18 protein-coding genes and 2 pseudogenes are annotated in these 17,685 nt (G+C 71.7%); 19 read left to right on the top strand and 1 reads right to left on the bottom strand.

Going from position 1 to position 17,685, the window contains the following annotated elements; genetic code table 11:
* Positions 1-4 precede the first annotated feature (4 nt).
* The 17 genes and pseudogenes from ACFWY5_RS20625 to ACFWY5_RS20545 form a co-directional block, all read left to right on the top strand.
* Complete coding sequence (locus tag ACFWY5_RS20625; RefSeq protein ID WP_379633616.1) at positions 5-886, top strand: ABC transporter permease; 882 nt, start codon at positions 5-7, stop codon at positions 884-886.
* Positions 883-1,650: an ABC transporter permease gene (locus tag ACFWY5_RS20620; protein WP_379608973.1), complete on the top strand. Its 768-nt coding sequence runs from the start codon at positions 883-885 to the stop codon at positions 1,648-1,650. The genes ACFWY5_RS20625 and ACFWY5_RS20620 overlap by 4 nt, the downstream gene beginning before the upstream one ends.
* Positions 1,647-3,164 carry a dipeptide ABC transporter ATP-binding protein gene (locus ACFWY5_RS20615; RefSeq protein WP_379633614.1) on the top strand — a complete coding sequence of 506 codons (1,518 nt, stop codon included), beginning with the start codon at positions 1,647-1,649 and terminating at the stop codon, positions 3,162-3,164. Before ACFWY5_RS20620 ends, ACFWY5_RS20615 begins: the two co-directional genes overlap by 4 nt.
* The gene (locus tag ACFWY5_RS20610; protein WP_379608975.1) at positions 3,161-4,135 is read left to right on the top strand and encodes a putative FMN-dependent luciferase-like monooxygenase; all 975 of its coding nucleotides are present in this window, start codon (positions 3,161-3,163) and stop codon (positions 4,133-4,135) included. The genes ACFWY5_RS20615 and ACFWY5_RS20610 overlap by 4 nt, the downstream gene beginning before the upstream one ends.
* The gene (locus ACFWY5_RS20605) at positions 4,132-4,701 is read left to right on the top strand and encodes a CMD domain protein (RefSeq protein WP_379633612.1); all 570 of its coding nucleotides are present in this window, start codon (positions 4,132-4,134) and stop codon (positions 4,699-4,701) included. Before ACFWY5_RS20610 ends, ACFWY5_RS20605 begins: the two co-directional genes overlap by 4 nt.
* Entirely contained in the window at positions 4,698-5,249 is a 552-nt protein-coding gene (locus ACFWY5_RS20600) for an alkylhydroperoxidase domain protein (RefSeq protein WP_379633610.1), read from the top strand. The genes ACFWY5_RS20605 and ACFWY5_RS20600 overlap by 4 nt, the downstream gene beginning before the upstream one ends.
* A complete protein-coding gene (locus ACFWY5_RS20595) occupies positions 5,246-5,863 on the top strand; it encodes a VOC family protein (RefSeq protein ID WP_379608978.1) in 618 nt (205 codons plus the stop codon). The genes ACFWY5_RS20600 and ACFWY5_RS20595 overlap by 4 nt, the downstream gene beginning before the upstream one ends.
* Entirely contained in the window at positions 5,860-6,372 is a 513-nt protein-coding gene (locus ACFWY5_RS20590; RefSeq protein WP_379608979.1) for an OsmC family protein, read from the top strand. Before ACFWY5_RS20595 ends, ACFWY5_RS20590 begins: the two co-directional genes overlap by 4 nt.
* Positions 6,373-6,395: 23 nt before the next feature.
* Complete coding sequence (locus ACFWY5_RS20585; protein ID WP_379633608.1) at positions 6,396-9,122, top strand: glycoside hydrolase family 2 TIM barrel-domain containing protein; 2,727 nt, start codon at positions 6,396-6,398, stop codon at positions 9,120-9,122.
* A gap of 201 nt (positions 9,123-9,323) precedes the next feature.
* On the top strand, positions 9,324-10,019 hold the full coding sequence (locus ACFWY5_RS20580) for a helix-turn-helix domain-containing protein (RefSeq protein ID WP_379608981.1): 696 nt from the start codon (positions 9,324-9,326) through the stop codon (positions 10,017-10,019).
* Positions 10,020-10,029: 10 nt separating this feature from the next.
* On the top strand, positions 10,030-11,265 hold the full coding sequence (locus tag ACFWY5_RS20575; protein WP_379633606.1) for a condensation domain-containing protein: 1,236 nt from the start codon (positions 10,030-10,032) through the stop codon (positions 11,263-11,265).
* Between the two features lie 45 nt (positions 11,266-11,310).
* Positions 11,311-12,117 carry an alpha/beta hydrolase gene (locus ACFWY5_RS20570; RefSeq protein WP_379633604.1) on the top strand — a complete coding sequence of 269 codons (807 nt, stop codon included), beginning with the start codon at positions 11,311-11,313 and terminating at the stop codon, positions 12,115-12,117.
* Between the two features lie 4 nt (positions 12,118-12,121).
* The gene (locus ACFWY5_RS20565) at positions 12,122-12,595 is read left to right on the top strand and encodes an NUDIX domain-containing protein (protein ID WP_379608984.1); all 474 of its coding nucleotides are present in this window, start codon (positions 12,122-12,124) and stop codon (positions 12,593-12,595) included.
* Complete coding sequence (locus ACFWY5_RS20560; RefSeq protein ID WP_379633602.1) at positions 12,592-13,134, top strand: TIGR03086 family metal-binding protein; 543 nt, start codon at positions 12,592-12,594, stop codon at positions 13,132-13,134. Before ACFWY5_RS20565 ends, ACFWY5_RS20560 begins: the two co-directional genes overlap by 4 nt.
* Positions 13,135-13,165: 31 nt before the next feature.
* Positions 13,166-13,750: an ArsR/SmtB family transcription factor gene (locus ACFWY5_RS20555; protein WP_379608986.1), complete on the top strand. Its 585-nt coding sequence runs from the start codon at positions 13,166-13,168 to the stop codon at positions 13,748-13,750.
* Complete coding sequence (locus ACFWY5_RS20550) at positions 13,743-14,492, top strand: SRPBCC domain-containing protein (protein WP_379633600.1); 750 nt, start codon at positions 13,743-13,745, stop codon at positions 14,490-14,492. The genes ACFWY5_RS20555 and ACFWY5_RS20550 overlap by 8 nt, the downstream gene beginning before the upstream one ends.
* Before the next feature lie 152 nt (positions 14,493-14,644).
* Positions 14,645-14,842: pseudogene (locus tag ACFWY5_RS20545) on the top strand (ISL3 family transposase); the annotation flags it as partial.
* 53 nt (positions 14,843-14,895) lie between these two features.
* Here the strand turns inward: ACFWY5_RS20545 and ACFWY5_RS20540 are convergent.
* Entirely contained in the window at positions 14,896-15,405 is a 510-nt protein-coding gene (locus ACFWY5_RS20540; protein ID WP_379608989.1) for a DinB family protein, read from the bottom strand.
* Positions 15,406-15,568: 163 nt separating this feature from the next.
* On the opposite strand from ACFWY5_RS20540, the pseudogene ACFWY5_RS20535 reads away from it, so the two are divergent.
* A pseudogene (locus tag ACFWY5_RS20535) lies at positions 15,569-15,892 on the top strand (ISL3 family transposase); the annotation flags it as partial.
* A 281-nt stretch (positions 15,893-16,173) separates the two neighbouring features.
* Positions 16,174-16,998: a phosphotransferase gene (locus ACFWY5_RS20530; protein WP_379608990.1), complete on the top strand. Its 825-nt coding sequence runs from the start codon at positions 16,174-16,176 to the stop codon at positions 16,996-16,998.
* The last annotated feature ends 687 nt before the right edge of the window (positions 16,999-17,685 follow it).

The following is a 17,685-nucleotide window of genomic DNA, read 5'->3' as shown; positions in this document are numbered from 1 at the left end:
GAGGGTGGGTCAGGCCCTTCTGGTGCTCTGGGCCGCCTTCACCGCCGCGTACATCCTGCTCCAGGCGATGCCCGGCGACTCCATCCTGATCAAGTTCCAGAACCCGGAGCTGGGCCTGTCGCCCGAGCAGATCGCCGAGATCCGCGCCTACTACGACGCAGGCGGCTACCTGCACACCGTCCTCGGCTTCCTGCGCGGCGACTTCGGCTACTCGGTCGACACCGGCACCCCGGTGCTCGAACGGCTGGCCGAAGGGCTGCCGGAGACGGCCAAGCTGGCCACGGCCGCGTTCGTGCTGGCGGTGCTGCTGGCCGTGCTCATCGCGTTCGCCGCCGGTCACAGCTCGCGGCTGCGCGGCGTGCTGCTGGCGGTGCCCTCGTTGTTCATCTCGGTGCCGGCCTTCTGGCTGGGCATCCTGCTGATCCAGGTGTTCTCGTTCCGGCTCGGGCTGGTGCCGGTGATCGGCGGCAGCGAGATCCAGCAGCTCATCCTGCCGGTGCTGACGCTGGCGGTGCCGATTTCCGCGCCCATCGCGCAGGTCCTGGCCCGCAGCCTCGACCAGGTCTTCACGCAGCCGTTCGTCCCGGTGGTGGCGGCCAAGGGCGCCTCGCGCTCGTGGATCCTGTGGCGGCACGTGGCACGCAACGCGCTGCCGCCCACGCTGACGGTGGCCGGCCTGACGTTCGGCGAGCTGATCGCCGGCTCGGTCGTGACCGAGACCGTCTTCGGCCGCAACGGCGTCGGCCGCCTCACCGAGCAGGCGGTCAACGCCCAGGACACGCCGGTGCTGCTGGCCGTGGTGGTGCTGGCGGCGACGGTGTTCGTCCTGGTCAACTTGCTCGTGGACCTGGTGTTCCCGGTGCTCGACCCGAGGCTGGCGCGATGAGGTGGCTGTCCTGGCTCGTGGTGGCCCTGGTGGTGCTCTGGGCGGTGGTGCCCTGGTTGTTCACCGGCTACGACCCGCTGAACGGCGTACCCGCGGAGAAACTGCAGGGGCCCAGCGCCGCCCATTGGTTCGGCACCGACGCCGTGGGCCGCGACGTCTTCGCCCGCGTGGTGCACGGCTCCGTGCACTCGCTGTCGGGCGCGTTCGTCGCGGTCGGGGTCGGACTCGTGCTCGGCACCCTGCTCGGGCTGCTCGCGGGGTCGGCGGGCGGGCCCGCCGACGAGATCATCATGCGCCTCATGGACGTGCTGCTCTCAGTGCCCGGCCTGCTGCTCGCGCTGACCGTGATCATCCTGCTCGGCCCCGGCACGGTGAACGTGGCGATCGCGGTGGGGGTCGGCTCGGTCGCCGCCTTCGCCCGCCTCGCCCGTGCCGAGGTGGTGCGGGTACGGCGCAGCGACTACGTGGAGGCGGCCTTCGGCAGCGGCGGCACCTTCGCCGCGGTCCTGTGGCGGCACGTGCTGCCCAACTCGCTCGGCCCGGTCGTCGCGCTGGCCGCCCTGCAGTTCGGCGTGGCCATCCTGGCCATCTCCACGCTCGGCTTCCTCGGGTACGGGGCCGAGCCGCCCACGCCCGAATGGGGCCTGCTGATCTCCGAAGGCCGCAACTACCTGGCCACCTCGTGGTGGCTGACCACGCTGCCCGGCGCCGTCGTGGTCGCGGTGGTGCTGGCCGCCGGCCGTATCTCGAAGGAGATCCGATGAGCCTGCTCGACGTCAGGGACCTGCGCGTCTCCTATAACGGGCACGAGGCGGTCAAGGGCGTCTCGCTCAGCGTCGGGAAAGGCGAGTTCGTCGCGGTGGTGGGCGAGTCCGGCTCGGGCAAGACCACCACGGCGAACGCGATCATCGGCCTGCACCCCGGCGACAGCGGCGAGATCCTGCTCAACGGCACCGACATCGCGCGCTGGTCGCAGCGCCGCCTGCGGGCGATCCGCGGCGCCCAGATCGGATTGGTCCCGCAAGATCCGTCGAACTCCCTCAACCCGGTCAAGAAGGTCGGCGTCCAGATCGCCGAGACCCTGCTCATCCACAGGCATGGGGACAGGTCCGCACGGCGGCGCCGGGTCCTGGAGCTCCTGGAACGCGTCGGCCTCGACGACCCGGAAAGAAGGGCCGGGCAGTACCCGCACGAGCTGTCGGGCGGCATGCGCCAGCGTGTGCTCATCGCCGCCGCCATCGCGCTGCGGCCCAGCCTGATCATCGCCGACGAGCCGACCAGCGCGCTGGACGTGACCGTGCAGCGCCGCATCCTCGACCTCATCGACGACCTCAGGCAGGAGTACGGCACCGCCGTCCTGCTGGTCACCCACGACCTGGGCATCGCGGCGGCCCGTTCCGACCGGCTCGTCGTGATGCGCGACGGGCGGGTGGAGGAGGGCGGCGGCACCCGCGAGGTGCTGGCCGCCCCGGCCGCCGCCTACACCAGGCGGCTGCTGGCGGACGCACCCGCGCTGAGCGCCCGCGCCTTCAAGGAGCCGCCGCCGCGGACCCGGCCCGCGATCGTGGTGCGGGACCTGGTGAAGGAGTTCGGGGGCTTCCGCGCGGTGGACGGGGTGTCCTTCGAGGTGGCCACCGGCAGCACGCACGCGCTGGTGGGGGAGTCGGGCTCCGGCAAGACCACCACCGCCCGCATCGTCACCCGCTTCGAGAAGGCCACCTCGGGGAGCGTGGAGATCCCGGGTGTCACCGCGTTCCGGCGCGGGGTGCAGCTCGTCTACCAGAACCCCTACGGCTCGCTCGATCCCCGGCACAGCGTGGCCAGGATCGTGGAGGAGCCATTGCGCAACTTCCGGCTCGGTGACCGGGCGGCCCGCCGTACCCGGGTGGGGGAGTTGCTCGACCGGGTGGCGCTGCCCGCGACGCTGCTGGAGCGCAGACCACGGGAGCTGTCCGGAGGACAGCGGCAGCGGGTGGCCATCGCCCGCGCGCTGGCCGTGGAACCCCGGGTGCTGGTGCTGGACGAGGCGGTCTCCGCGCTGGACGTGACCGTCCAGGCGCAGATCCTCGACCTGCTGGAGGAGCTTCAGCGCGACCTCGGCCTCACCTACCTGTTCATCTCGCACGACCTCGCGGTGGTGCGCCAGATCTCTCACACCGTTTCCGTCATGAACAAGGGACGCATCGTGGAATCAGGGACGACGCAACAGATCTTCGACAGCCCGCAGGACGACTACACCCGCGAGCTGCTCGCCGCCGTGCCGGAGCCGGTGCGATGACCCGGCTCGGCTTCTTCACCCGGCTCCTGGACGACGTCCCGCCCGCCGAGCGCTACCGGCTCGCACTGGAGCAGATCGTGCACGCCGAACGGCTCGGCTTCGAGACCGCCTGGGTGGCGCAGCACCACTTCGACGGCGAGGAGGGCGGGCTGCCCGCGCCGCTGGTGTTCCTCTCGCACGTGGCGGCGCGGACCGAACGGATCAGGATCGGCACCGGGATCATCACGCTGCCGCTGGAACACCCGGTGCGGGTGGCCGAGGACGCCGCCGTGCTCGACCTGCTGTCGGGCGGGCGGCTGGAGGTCGGCGTCGCCGGCGGCGGCACACCCTCGGCGTTCGAGGCGTTCGGCAAGGACCCGGCGCGGCGCAACGAGATCTACGCCGAGCATCTGGACGTCCTGGTCAACGCCTGGTCCGGGGGCGATCTGGGCGGCGGGAAGCGGCTCTACCCGCCGGGGGCGAGACTGCTGGACGCGATCTGGGAGGCGACGTTCTCGGTCGGCGGCGGGGAACGGGCCGGGCGGGCCGAGCACGGGCTGATGCTCTCGCGTACGCAGCCGCGGCCGGAAGGACGGCCCGAGCTGTCGCTGGCGGAGATCCAGAAGCCGATCGTGGACGCCTACTACGCCGCCCTGCCCCCCGGAGTGACGCCGCGGATCATGGCCTCGCGCACCGCGTTCGTCGCCGACACCCGCGAGGAGGCGCTGCACTGGGCCGCCCAGGGGCTGGCCAGGCCGGGCCTGCCGCAGCCCGACGGCGGCGGCGTGGACGAGCTCATCGCCGCCTGGGACGCCCACGTCGGCACCCCGGAGGACGTCGTGGCCAGCCTCAAGGCCGACCCGACACTCAAGCGGGTCACCGATCTGGTCTTCCAGGTGCACTCCATCGACCCGCCCCACGAGCAGGTACTGCGCTCCATCGAACTGCTCGCGACCGAAGTCGCCCCCGCCCTGGAAGGGAGCACGGTATGACCGCCGACGTGATCGACCGGCTGGCCGGCATCCAGCCGGGTTCGCGCCTGGACCTGCTGCGCGAGCGCCGCCCCGACGCCCGCGAGCACGCCCAGCGCAGCTACGAGGCGTTGTTCTGCCCGGAGACCGAGGAGCACGTCACGCTCATCGAGCGCGACGCCGTGGCCGCGTTCGTCGCCGGACTGCACCGCGACGACGCCGTCGCCGGCTTCTACGCGGAACGGCTGGGCGAGCTCGCCCCCGACCTGCGCACCCGGGTCAAACAGGAGATCGACACCGGCCGGGCCACCGGCCCGTACGGCGCCTACGGCGAGCCGGAACTGGCCGCGGAGAACACTGTCGGGCCCGTGCACCGCTCCAAGCTCGACGGCCGGCTGGCCGCCGCCTTCGACCACGCCCACCTGCTGGTCTTCCGGCCGCGCGAGGCGCGGGCGGAGCACCTGCAGAACCTCCTCGACGCCGGCTGGAGCACGACGGGCATCGTCACGCTCTCGCAGCTCGTCGCCTTCCTGACCTACCAGATCCGCGTGATCGCGGGCCTGCGCCTGCTGGGAGCCGCCGCGTGAAGTTCACCCAGGACCGGATCGGCTGGCGGCCGTGGCTCGCGCCGCTGGCCGAGGAGGAGCTCACCGACGAGCACTGGGAGGCGCTGGTCGACAAGGCGCGGGCGGCTTCGCCGTACTTTCTGCTGCTGGCGCGCGATCCGCACGTGCTGCACGCGCGCACCAAGACCGACAACGACATCTTCTACAACGCCGACGGCGGGCTGCCGCGCGCCGAGCGCGAGCTGGCCGCGACCGCGACCTCGCGCCGCAACGGCTGCGTCTTCTGCGCCTCGGTGCACGCCCGCTTCGCCAGCCACTACGCCAAGCGCACCGCCGACGTGCAGCGACTGCTGGACGAAGGCGTCGAGGCCCACCAGGACGAGCGCTGGCGGGCGGTCATCGACGCCTCCGCCGCGCTCGCCGCGACGCCCGGCGCGCTGGACGCCGGGCACCTCGCGGCGCTGCGCGCGGCCGGGCTCGACGATCTGGCCATCAGCGACGTCATCCATTCCGCCGCATTTTTCAACTGGGCCAACCGGCTCATGCTGTCCCTTGGAGAACCCGAATGAGCACTCTCGACCATCTTGTCTACGCCGTGCCCGACCTTCTGGAGGGGGTGGCCGCGTTCGCCGAGCGGACCGGCGTGACGCCCGTGGAGGGTGGCGCCCATCCCGGCGGCACCGCCAATTTCCTCGTCGGCCTGGGCGAGGGGGCGTACCTGGAGATCATCGGTCCTGACCCGTCGGTCGCGGGCGCGCGGCCGCGCGCGTTCGGGCTGGAGTCGCTGACCGCGCCGGCGCTCGCCGCCTGGGCGGTGCGTCCGGTCGACATCGACGCCACGGTACGGCAGGCCCGCCAGGCCGGCTACGACCCGGGTGACGTGCAGCCGCTCTCGCGCCGCAAGCCCGACGGCACGCTGCTGGAATGGCGGCTGACCAGGCGCGACGACCCGGCGGGCGTGCGGCCGGTGCCGTTCCTCATCGACTGGGGCGCCACGGCGCATCCGTCGGCGTCGGGGCTGCCGCAGCTTGAGCTGGTCTCGTTCACGATCGCGCACCCCGAGCCGGACACCCTGGTGGCCGACCTGAAGGCCCTGGGCGCCACGGCCGAGGTCGTCGCGGGCGAGTCCGTGGTGCTGCGCGCCGTGCTGGGCACGCCCGAGGGCCCGGTGACGCTGGCATGAGCACGTTGCGCGACTACCTGACGCAAAAGCGCGCCGCGCTGCTGGCCCGCCGCGAGAAGCCGTCGGACGGGCCGGTGCCGCTGCGCGCCGGCGTCACCGCCGAGGGACGCAGTGGCGTGCGCCGCATCCGCATCCGCGAGCACCAGATCCTCAGCGACAGCGCCGCCGACTTCGCCGGGTACGACCTCGGACCCGGCTCGCCCGAGCTGCAGGCCGGAGTGCTGGGCAGCTGCGTCACCCACATCTTCCTGATCAAGGCGGCCGAGCTGGAGGTGCCGCTGGACGCCCTGTCCGTGGACGTGAGCGCCACCTACGACCCGCGAGCCCAGGCGCCGGGCAACACCGACATCCCGGTCTATCCGCAGGACTTCCGCTACGTCGTGAAGATCGAGTCGCCCGCCTCCGACGAGGACCTGGCCAGGCTCCACGCCGAGGTCGAACGCGTCTGCCCGATCCTCAACCTCATCCGCAACCCGCAGAACATCAAGGGGGAGGTAGTGCGGGTCTAGAGCTTTTTGGGAAGAATGTCCGAGTGTTCGATCATGCACCTAGCGCAGGGCTGCGCGCTCCCCGCGCGGCCCTGGCCGGCGACGCCCCAGCCATCGACCTCAACGGCCCGTGGAGCTTCCGGCTCAGCCCGGACGCCCACGCGAGCCTGGACTTCGTCCATCCCGGCTACGACGACTCCGCGTGGGATCGGCTGCCCGTGCCCTCGCACTGGCCGCTGCACGGGTACGGCTCGCCCGCGTACACCAACGTCTCCTACCCCTTCCCGATCGACCCGCCGAACGTCCCGGACGACAACCCGACCGGCGACTACCGGCGCGTCTTCGAGGCGCCCGAAGGCTGGGACGACGCGGTGCTGCGCTTCGACGGCGTCGACTCCCACGCCAGGGTCTGGCTGAACGGGCACGAACTCGGGTTCACCACCGGCAGCCGGCTGGCCGCCGAGTTCACCGCAGGGCCATGGCTGGTGCCCGGCCGCAACGTGCTGGCCGTCCGCGTCCACCAGTGGTCGGCCGCCAGCTACCTGGAAGACCAGGACATGTGGTGGCTGCCCGGCATCTTCCGCGACGTGACGCTCACCCGCTCCACCGCCGACCTGTTCGTGCACGCCACGCACGACGGGCGGCTCTCCTTCGAGGGCGACGGGCTGCTCAGCGTCCCGGCGCTGGGCGTGACCGGACTCGAACCCGGCGTGGAGGCGCGGCTCGACGTCACGCCGTGGAGCGCCGAGAACCCCTTCCTGTACGACGCGGTCCACGTGGGCCCCACCGAGACCGTGCGGCTGCGGATCGGGTTCAGGACGGTGTCCATCGAGGACGGCGTGCTCCTGGCCAACGGCGTGCCGCTGAAGCTGCGCGGGGTCAACCGGCACGAGTTCCATCCCGACCACGGGCGGGCGGTGCCGTACGAGACCATGCGTGAGGACGTGCTCCTCATGAAGCGCCACAACGTCAACGCGGTCAGGACCAGCCACTACCCGCCCCACCCCGCCTTCCTCGACCTCTGCGACGAGTACGGGCTGTGGGTGATCGACGAGTGCGACCTGGAGACGCACGGCTTCGGCCAGGTCGGCTGGCGGCGCAACCCCAGCGACGACCCCGCCTGGGCCGACGCCTACGTCGAGCGCATGCGGCGCATGGTCGAACGCGACAAGAACCACCCGTCCATCATCATGTGGTCGCTCGGCAACGAGTCCGGCACCGGCCGCAACCTCGGCCTCATGGCCGAGTGGGCCCGCGAGCGCGACCCGTCCCGCCCGCTCCACTACGAGGGCGACGTGACGTGCGCGGACACCGACGTCTACAGCCTCATGTACGCCTCGGTCGCCGAGGTGGAGGCCATCGGCAAGGGCACGGAAGCCCCGCTCGACGACCCCGCCCTCGACGCCAGGCGGCGGGGCATGCCGTTCGTGCACTGCGAGTACGCCCACGCGATGGGCAACGGCCCCGGCGGCCTGCTCGACTACCAGGACCTCTACGACACCTACCCCCGGCTGGCCGGCGGCTTCATCTGGGAGTGGATCGACCACGGCCTGCGCCACGAGAAGCTCGGCTACGCCTACGGCGGCGACTACGGCGAGCCGGTCCACGACTCCAACTTCGTCATCGACGGCCTCGTCTTCCCCGACCGCACCCCCTCACCCGGCCTGCTGGACCTGAAGGTGGTCTTCGCCCCCGTCCGCATCACCTTCCCGTCCGCGGGCGAGGTCTCCATCGAGAACCGCCACGGCTTCCGCGACCTCACCCACCTGCGCTTCGAGGCGACCGTCGAGGACGTGACCACGATCCTGGAGGTTCCGGCGGAAGGCGGCGTGGTCAAGCTCCCCGCGGCTCCGGCCACCTCGGACGAGACCTGGCTGACGGTCCGCGCCGTGCTGGCCGCCGACGAGCCGTGGGCGCCGGCGGGCCACGAGATCGCCTGGGGCCAGGTACGCCTGACCACCCCGGCCCCTCCTCCGAGATCCAGGGCAAGCCTGACCGAAGCCGACTTCACCCCGGGGACCGGGCGCCTTGTCCGGCTGTTCGGCATCGAGGTAGAGGGCCCCAGGCTGGAGCTGTGGCGGGCGCCCATCGACAACGAGCGCTTCGGCGGCCTCGACTGGCACTGGCGCACCATGGGCCTGCACCGCCTGACGCACCGCGTGGACGCGGTGGACCGGGACGGAGACCGCCTGACGGTCGTCACCCGAGTCGCCCCTGCCGCCTCCGACCTGGGCCTGCGCACCACGTACACGTGGACGGGCGTGGACGACGGCGTGCTGCTGGAGGTCCACGTGGTGCCGGAGGGCGAGTGGAAACACCCGATCCCCCGCCTGGGCGTGGCGATGTCGATCCCCGCCACCTACGACCAGGTGACGTGGTACGGCCGCGGCCCCGGCGAGGCCTACCCCGACACCGGCCTGGCCGCCAGAATGGGCCGCTGGTCAGCGACCGTGGACGACCTCCAGACCCCGTACGTGTTCCCCCAGGAGAACGGCCACCGCGCCGAGGTCCGCTGGGCCACCCTGACGGACGAGACAGGCGCGGGCCTCCGGATCACGGGCGACTACGGCCTGACCGCCCGCCGCTGGACCACAGCAGCCCTGGAAGCAGCCCGCCACCTGCCCGACCTGGTTCCCGGCGACCGCTTCCACCTCAACCTGGACCTGGCCCACCACGGCATCGGCTCCGCGTCCTGCGGCCCGGGCGTCCTGCCGCAGTACGAACTCCAGGCCCAGGAATCCACCCTCACCCTCCACTTCGCCCACCCTTGACCCCCTCCCGGTGAACCAGACGCCACGGCGGCCCCTGGGGTGTGGTGCCGTGGTGCCTGGTCAAGGGGGCGGTCGTAACGGCGGGGTGGTGTGAGCTGGACGGCCGTTTCCTGGACGGGGGCCGGCCGGAGTACGGCGGGTGGGGTGGGGGCGGCTGGGCCGTAACAGAAAAGCGCCCTTATGGGGCTAGTGTGGCGTGTCGTGAGTGGAGAGTTGAAGGAGCGGGTCCGGGAGCTGCGGGCGACCGGGCAGTCGCCCAAGGAGATCGCCAGGGCGCTCGGTGTCAAGCCGTCCATCGTCGCCCCCCTGGTCAGGGAGATCGCCGCCGAGACCGTCACCAGCGCGCCTGAGCTGGTCGGGTCGTGGGTGAGCGCGGGCTGGAGCACCGGCCTGGCGGTCGCCCCTGACCGTGGCTGGACGGACGCGGCGGCGGGCGAGCCCGGCACCGGCGGCCTGGTCAGCGTGCTGGTCGCGCGCCGCCACGGTTACAACCGGGTGTCGATCTGTGGGTATCTGGCCGATGTGTACTGCCTGGGGGTCAAGGTCACCCACGGCCCCGAGATCATGGACGAGCGCGGCATGCGCCAGTTCCGCGACTTCTTCTTCAGCGACTACTCCGGCTACCAGGAAGCCCCGATCGAGCTGGCCAGGCAGATCGTCTACGGCTCAGAGGAGTACGCGAGCGGCCTGGGCTTCTCGTCGTTCGAGGACTTCGAGCAGGTCAAGGGGCATCTGGGCGACCTGGAGGGCCCCTCGGCGATCACGTTCGGCCGCGACGGACGCCCGTTCTACGTCCCGAGCCCGCAGGACGACCAGAACAAGGTCCACCGCCAGCTCCGCCGCGCGGTCGGCGACGACTTCGACTACGTCGAGATCGACGTGGAAGATGATGCTTAGGTAGCGGTTCATGACGGAGGCGCCGCTCACCTGGGGACAGCAGGACGTCTGGCGCGCGGTCGTCGCGGCCGCGCCGCAGGAGCAGTACCTGAACCTCGCCCGCCTCTTCGTCCCCCAGCGCCCGGTCACCCCGGAGCGGGCGCACCGCGCACTCGACCGGCTGATCACCCGGCACGAGGCGCTGCGCACCCGGCTCACCGGCCCGCGCACGGCCCCACGGCAGGCGCTCGCGGAGTCCGCCGAGCCGCAGGTCGAGGTGGTGGAGGGGGAGCGGCCGCACCGGGTGTCGGAGCGGCTGTCGGCGGCGCCGTTCGACTACGGGAACGAGTGGCCGCTGCGGGTGGCGTTCCTGGTCGCCGACGGGTACGTGCGCCAGGTCGTGCTGGTGCTCTGCCCCCTGGCCGTGGACGGGCCCGCCGCCGACCTGGTGGTGCGCGACTTCCGCGCGCTGCTCGGGCGCGGCGAGTTGCCGCCGCACCAGGCCGACCGGCCGCGGGACCTGGCCGCGTGGCAGGTCTCGGGCGACGGGCGCGGGCACTCGGACGAGGTGATCGCGTGGTGGCTGGAGCAGTACGCGCGCATCGACCCCTTCGAGCTGACCGCCACGCCCAGGCGGCCCCGGTACATGGAGGCGACCATGTCCTCGCCCGCCCTGGCCGCGGCGGTCCGGACGGTGGCGGCGCGACGACGGGTCAGCTCCTCGACGGCGCTGCTGACCGGGGCCGTGAGCCTGGCGGGGCGGCTGACCGGGCAGCGCACCTGCGGCATGCGGGTCACCGTCGACAACCGCTCCGGCGGCGGACGGCGGGACGTGGTGTCCACGATCGCCCAGGAAGGGCTGGTCGTCCTGGACCTCGGCACCCCCGACTTCGGCGAACTGCTCGCGCGGGGCCGGCAGGCGGTCTCGCGGGCGGATCGCCGGGCGGAGTACAACCCTTATGCGATGGAAGAGGCGCTCGCCGGGCGGGTCAGGACGTTCGGCCGCTTCGACGACCGTCGGCCGGTCCGGCACGACCAGGCTCCCGAGCTGGACGCGCGGCAGATCCGGCTGGCCATGGACAAAACCGACCTGGCCTGGACCGATGCCATGGACCGCAACATCTGCGACTTCCACCTGCGCGTCGCCGGGGAGCCGGACCGCATGGAGGTCTCGCTCTACGCCGACACGGGGATGCTGTCGCCGCTGGCCATCGAGGCGTACCTGCTGGACATGGAGCGGCTGTTCGTGGAGGAGTCCCTGGTCTGAGTCCCCTGGAAGGAATACGATCTCCGCAACTACGGTGGAGGTCGCATGTCAGAGGCGCAGGAGATCACCTTCACCGGCACGCGCGGGCCCCTCACCGCCCGCCACTGGCCCCACCCCTCGCCGCGCTACGTCGCCCTTCTCGTCCACGGGTACGGCGAGCACTCCGGCCGCTACGAACACGTGGCCGCCCACCTGGTACGGCACGGCGCCGCCTGCTACGCCGTCGACCACATGGGACACGGACGTTCGTCGGGCGAACGCGTCCTGATCCACGACTTCGAAGAGGTCGTCACCGACGTACACCAGTTGGAAGAACGCGCCAGAGCCGACCACCCGTGGCTGCCCGTCGTGGTCATCGGCCACTCGATGGGCGGCATGATCGCCGCCCGGTACGCCCAGCGCTACGGCGCCGACCTGGCCGGGCTCGTGCTGTCCGGCCCGGTCATCGGCTCCTGGGACGTCATCGGCGTCCTGCTCGCCATGGACGACCTGCCCGACATCCCGATCGACCCCGCCACGCTCTCGCGCGACCCGGCGGTCGGCGCCGCGTACGCGGGGGATCCGCTCGTCTGGCACGGCCCGTTCAAACGCCCCACGTTGCAGGCCTTCGCCCGCACCCTTGGCCAGATCGCCGGTGGCGGCTCGCTCGGCGCCCTGCCCACGCTGTGGATCCACGGCGAGGACGACCAGCTCGTCCCGCTCAGCGGCAGCCGGGGCGGCGTCGAGGCGATCAAGGGCGCCGACTTCAGCGAGCGCGTCTACCCGGGCGCCCGGCACGAGGTGTTCAACGAGACCAACAGGGACGAGGTCCTGGGCGAGGTCACCGCCTTCGTGGACCGGATCCTCTCCTAGCCTCGTGGATCGATTCCGCGCCATCGTGGACGTGCACGTCCTGCTCCTGCGTGTGCCGGAGGAGGTGCTGCTGATCCGGCGGGCCGGCACCGGCTACCGCGACGGCCAGTGGCACCTTCCCAGCGGGCACCTGGAGCCGGGCGAGACGGTCGTGGAGGGCGCGATCAGGGAGGCGCGCGAGGAGGTCGGCGTGGTGATCGCGGCCGCCGCGCTGCGGTTCGTCCATGTGATGCACCGCTCGCCCGACCGGGTCGGGCTGTTCTTCGCCGCCCGGGAGTGGGCCGGTGAGCCGTACAACGCCGAGCCGCACAAGTGCTCGGCCATCGGCTGGCATCCGCTGGCCGGGCTGCCCGCCGACACCGTGGACTATCCGGCCGCCGCGTTGGCCGCGATCGGGCGCGCGGAGCCGTTCGCCGTGTTCGGGTGGCCGGCCGGAGGCGATGATTTCCCCGGCGGGGCCGGGTCTATCCCTGTGTGAGCGCCGTCCTGCTCGAACGAGCCGTCAGCTACACCCTCGGCAGCCTGGTCCTGGTCAGACCTGAGCTGCTGGGCAACCGGACGCCCTGCGCGCGGTGGGACCTGCGCGCGCTGCTCGACCACATGAACGACTCCCTGCTCGCGCTCGCGGAGGCGGGCGACCTCGGCCACGTCGCGCTCCGGCCCACCGGCTGCGAGGGCGACCCGGCCGGGATGTTGCAACGCAGGGCGTGCCGCCTGCTCGCCGCCTGGCCGGGCGCGTCCCGCTGCTCGCAGGTCGCCGTCGGGGACGCGTGGCTGGCGCGCGAGGTGGTGGCGGGGATCGGCGCGATCGAGGTGGCGGTCCACGGCTGGGACGTCGCCGCCGCCTGCGGTCACGCCCGTCCCGTGCCGGAGCCGCTGGCCGCCGCACTGCTCGATCTCGCGCTGGCGTTCGTGGACGACGACGACCGGCCGCACCGCTTCCATGCTCCGGTACGGCCCGCCTCACCTGCGCGTTCTTCCGATCGGTTGTTGGCGTTCCTCGGCAGGTCGGCTTGACAGTTTTATTTTTCAAGGGCAGCCTGGAGGCATGCACGACATCGCGGTGATCGAAGATCCGGCCGCGGCCGAGGCGTCACTCGACCCGATGCGCACCCGGCTGCTGGCCGCTCTCGCCGAACCCGGATCGGCCACCACGCTGGCCGCGAAGGTCGGCCTCGCCCGGCAGAAAGTCAACTACCACCTCAAGACACTCGAGAAGCACGGCCTCGTCGAACTCGTCGAGGAGCGCAAAAAGGGCAACTTCACCGAACGCGTCATGCGGGCCTCCGCCGCGTCGTACGTGATCTCGCCCAGCGCGCTCGGCGCCGTACAACCCGATCCCGCCCGCGCGCCCGACCAGCTGTCGGCCCGCTGGCTCCTCGCGCTCGGCGCCCGGCTCGTCCGCGAACTAGGCGAACTGATCACCGGCGCGGCAAAAGCCAAGAAGCGCCTCGCAACGTTCGCCGTAGACGGCGAGATCCGTTTCGCCTCCGCCGCCGAGCGCGCGGCGTTCGCCGAGGAACTGGCCACCTCGGTCGCCGTTCTCATCAGCAAATATCACACCGAAGAAGGACGCGATCACCGGCTGCTGATCGCCGTCCACCCCGTCGTCAAGGAGCCAGAGCATGGGTAAGGACTTCTCCATCCAGAAGGAGACCGAGCTGCGGGCGACCCCCGAGCAGGTCTGGGACGCCATAGCCACCGGACCCGGGCTGAGCTCGTGGTTGTTCCCCTTCGCCATCGAGCCGGGAGTGGGCGGCGTCATGCGCCTCGACGTACCCGGCGTCACCGAGGAATCCACGATCACCGGCTGGAACCCGCCCAACCGCCTGGCCGTGAAGAGCGCCGAAGGCGAGGACGGCGCCTTCCAGGCCTACGAGTACCTGATCGAAGGCCGCGACGGCGACACCACGGTCCTGCGCTTCATCCACTCCGGCCACGTCGGCGAAGGCTGGGGCGAGGAGTTCATCTCCAGCCTCAACACCGGCTGGGACCAGTACTTCTACACCCTCGCCCAGTACCTCCTCCACTTCCCCGGCCGCACCGCCGTCTACGCGCTGGCCGAGGGCCCCAAGGGCCAGACGGACCTCTGGCCCAGGTTCAGCGCCGCACTCGACCTCCCCGCCGCCCCCGCGGAAGGCGATCGGGTACGGCTGACGCCAGACGGAGCCGAAGGCGTCGTGGACTACGTGGTCATCTCGGGCGACAAGGGCTTCATGTTCGGCGTACGGACCGCTGACGCCTTCTACCGCTTCCACGGCCTGGGCGAGGGCATGGGCGGCGGCGTGGACATGGCCGTCCACCTGTTCGGCACCGACGACGTCAAGGAAACCGAACGGGCCTGGAAGACCTTCCTAGCCGACACCTACCGCTGATTCCGCCGCCCCGTTGAACCCGGCGCGGAGGCGAGCCCGTACTGCTCTTCGTCACAGCCGGAAGTGAGGCTCTTCGCAGTTGAGGGTGTAGTCCGGTCGACGCGTCGGTGGCCGGGTAGGGGTCGAGGTCTCCCGAGGATGGAGGTGACTATGATCTCGGGCTCGAAGTGCTCGGGCAGCGGTTGGAACCCGATCGGGCGATTCTCCGGTGCCGGGTTGTCGAGCCCGACAGATGGTGTCGTCGCTGCGGATGCCAGGGCGCGGCCAGGGACACGGTGGTCCGGCGGTTGGCGCACGAGCCGTTCGGGTGGCGGCCCACGGTGTTGGAGGTCAGCCTCCGCCGATACCGTGTAACGCCGCCTCCGACGACCCGGAACACGGACCGACGACGCGTCGCGAGCCGTCAGTCGCCGACGCTGCCGTCGATCATCTCGCGCAGGAGGTCCGCGTGGCCCGCGTGCCGGGCGGTCTCCACGATCACGTGCAGGTACACCCACGTCAGCTCCCTGCCCCGCGGCGTGGTGACGGCGTAGTCGAGGCTGTGCTGGGCGGCGATCTCGCGGGAGCGGTCGCACTCCGCCTGGTAGGCGCCGATGACGTCGTCGAGCTTCTCGTTCGGCTCCAGCCGCAGGTCGGCCTCCGGGTCTGCGTCGGTCCACGGCGGCGTGGGCAGCTCCGCGGCGGGGATCTGCCCGATCTGCTCGGCGAACCCGCCCAGTTCCACCCAACGCAGGTGTTTGATCAGGCCGCCGAGGTTGGTGCCGGTCGGCACGGGGCTGCGCCGGGCGTCCTCCTCCGACACCCCGCGGGCCTTGCGCACGACGGCGTCGCGCAGGTAATCCAGGAACGTCTCGAGCTGCTCGCGCTCGCTGGCGGCGAACACGCTGCCGAGGATCTCACCGGGTCTAGTCATGGCCGGAACGTAGCACGCGGGCCGACCCTCGCACCGAGGCTATTTTTGGGCTCTTCGCAGTCGCAGTTGAGGGTGTAGTCCGGTCGGCGCGTCGATGGCCGGGTACGGGTCGAGGTCTCCCGAGGATGGAGGTGAATATGCCGTCCATCTGGAAGACCTCGACGTGTCTGACGCTACCTTCGCCCGCCCTGACCTGACCACGTTCGCTCGTCTTGATGATCTCGGGCTCGAAGTGCTCGGGCAGCGGTTGGAGCCTGATCGGGCGATTTTCCGGTGCCGGGTTGTCGAGCCCGACAGTTGGTGTCGTCGCTGCGGATGCCAGGGCGCGGCCAGGGACACGGTGGTCCGGCGGTTGGCGCACGAGCCGTTCGGGTGGCGGCCCACGGTGTTGGAGGTCAGCCTCCGCCGATACCTGTGCACCGGGTGCGGTCACGTGTGGCGCCAGGACACGTCGCGGGCCGCCGAGCCGCGGGCGAAGCTGTCGCGACATAGCCCGTGGCAGATCGCAGCTCTTCCGCGGGGAGCCCGGCCGCGGTACACCGGTCAACGTCCGCGTCCTCGCCAGAAACGGCGACATCTCGGCGGTCACGGACAGAACCTCCCTGACCCTCGAAACCCGAGGCAACCGAACCCGCCCGACCGTCAAACTGACCCCGTGAGGCCATGGAGGCTCAGTCCCGCCCCAGGTGCCGAACCCTGAATACTGGCCCGATGCGCCCAGAAGACCTCAGCCTGATCTCCGAGACCCTAGGCAGCCCGGTGACATCGGTGTCAACGCTGGCAGGCGGCTTCTCCCACGAGACATGCCTCCTGGAGCTCCCCGACGGCCAGGTCGTGGTACGGCTGGGCGGCCCCGACCCGGCGATCGAAGCGGCGGTGATGGCGGTGGCCCGCGACCACGTCCCCGTCCCCGAGGTCCTCCACCTGCTGCCAGAAGCCATGATCCTGGAATACGTCCCCGGCATCCCCCTGACCGAGGCCTTCACCGAACCCGGCATGAAGGAACTGGGCCAGGAGGTAGGCCGGGTGGTCGCCCAGATCGCCACCGTCACCTTCGACCGTCCGGGCTTCTTCGCTGACGCCGCCCTGTCCATCCCCCCAGAACCCTCGTGGTCATCACAACTCCCAGAGATGGCCGCCACCTGCATGGCCGCGGCAGGCGACCGCCTGGACCCCGGGACAAGAGAAGCCTGGCTCGCCCTCTGCACAGCCCATGCCCCGGCCCTGAGCGAGATCGACACCCAGCCCTTCCTGGTCCACGCCGACATCAACCCGAAGAACATCCTGGTAGCCAGAACCCGCGGCGCCTGGCACGTCACCGCCATCCTGGACTGGGAGTTCGCCTACTCAGGCTGCCCGTACGGCGACGCCGCCAACATGACCCGCTTCGGCGCCGACTACCCCGAGGACTTCGTGAACACCTTCCGCGAAACCTTCGGCAGCCACCACCCGGACGGCTGGGAATACCTGGGCTGGGTCCTGGACATGTTCGCCCTGAGCGACCTGGTAACCCGCCCACCCGGTCACGAGATAGCCGACCAAGCAGCCACCCGGATCCACACCCTGACAACCCAAAACCCACCCCACCCCTAACCAACCCCCTCGGTCCACACAGCCCACCCAGCTGCACCACCCCGCGCCGCGGACATACCGCTGCCCTGACCGCCACCGCCCCGGGCTCCGCGCCGCCGCAGGCTCCGTCGGCCCGAGCACGCTGTCCCCGGATTCCGCGCCGCCCCGGGCCCGGCTGCTCCGGGCCCTGCCGCCCGGTGTTCCGTGCTGCCCGTGGGTCCACGCACCGCGGATTCCGCAGCCCGCCTCCGCCTCGAGCCCCAGGCGGGCCGGTGACCCCACCGCCACCGTCCCTCCAAGCTGTCCCGGCCACGCCACCCTGGGCCCACGCCACCCTGGGCCCACGCCACCCTGGGCCCACGCCACCCCGCGCCCACGCCACCCTGCGCCCACGCCACCCGGACTCCGCACCGCTCCCGGCCGTAGTCCGCCGCGGGGCCCTGGCGGCAGCGTGGGCGGGTCCGTGACCTCATCCCACCGCCCCCGGCCCTCGCCCCCCTCCCGATCTCCGCGCCGTCTCGGTCCCAACCCAGGCTCCCGCCAAGCGGCACTCAGCCGGGTGGGTATGGACTCCCGGCCAACCGGCTCACGACCCGGGGAGCGCGAGGGGCCGGAGGCCTCTCGCCGGGGGTGCGGGGGGGTGCCCCCCCGGTCACAGCCCCAGCCCCCCCCCGCGCAGCGCCCCCCCCCCCGGACCCCGCCCAAGGG

Origin of the sequence: Nonomuraea sp. NPDC059007 (assembly GCF_042740555.1) — a bacterium.
In the GTDB taxonomy this organism is placed as follows: domain Bacteria; phylum Actinomycetota; class Actinomycetes; order Streptosporangiales; family Streptosporangiaceae; genus Nonomuraea.
This window is presented reverse-complemented; position numbering and strand designations above follow the sequence as displayed.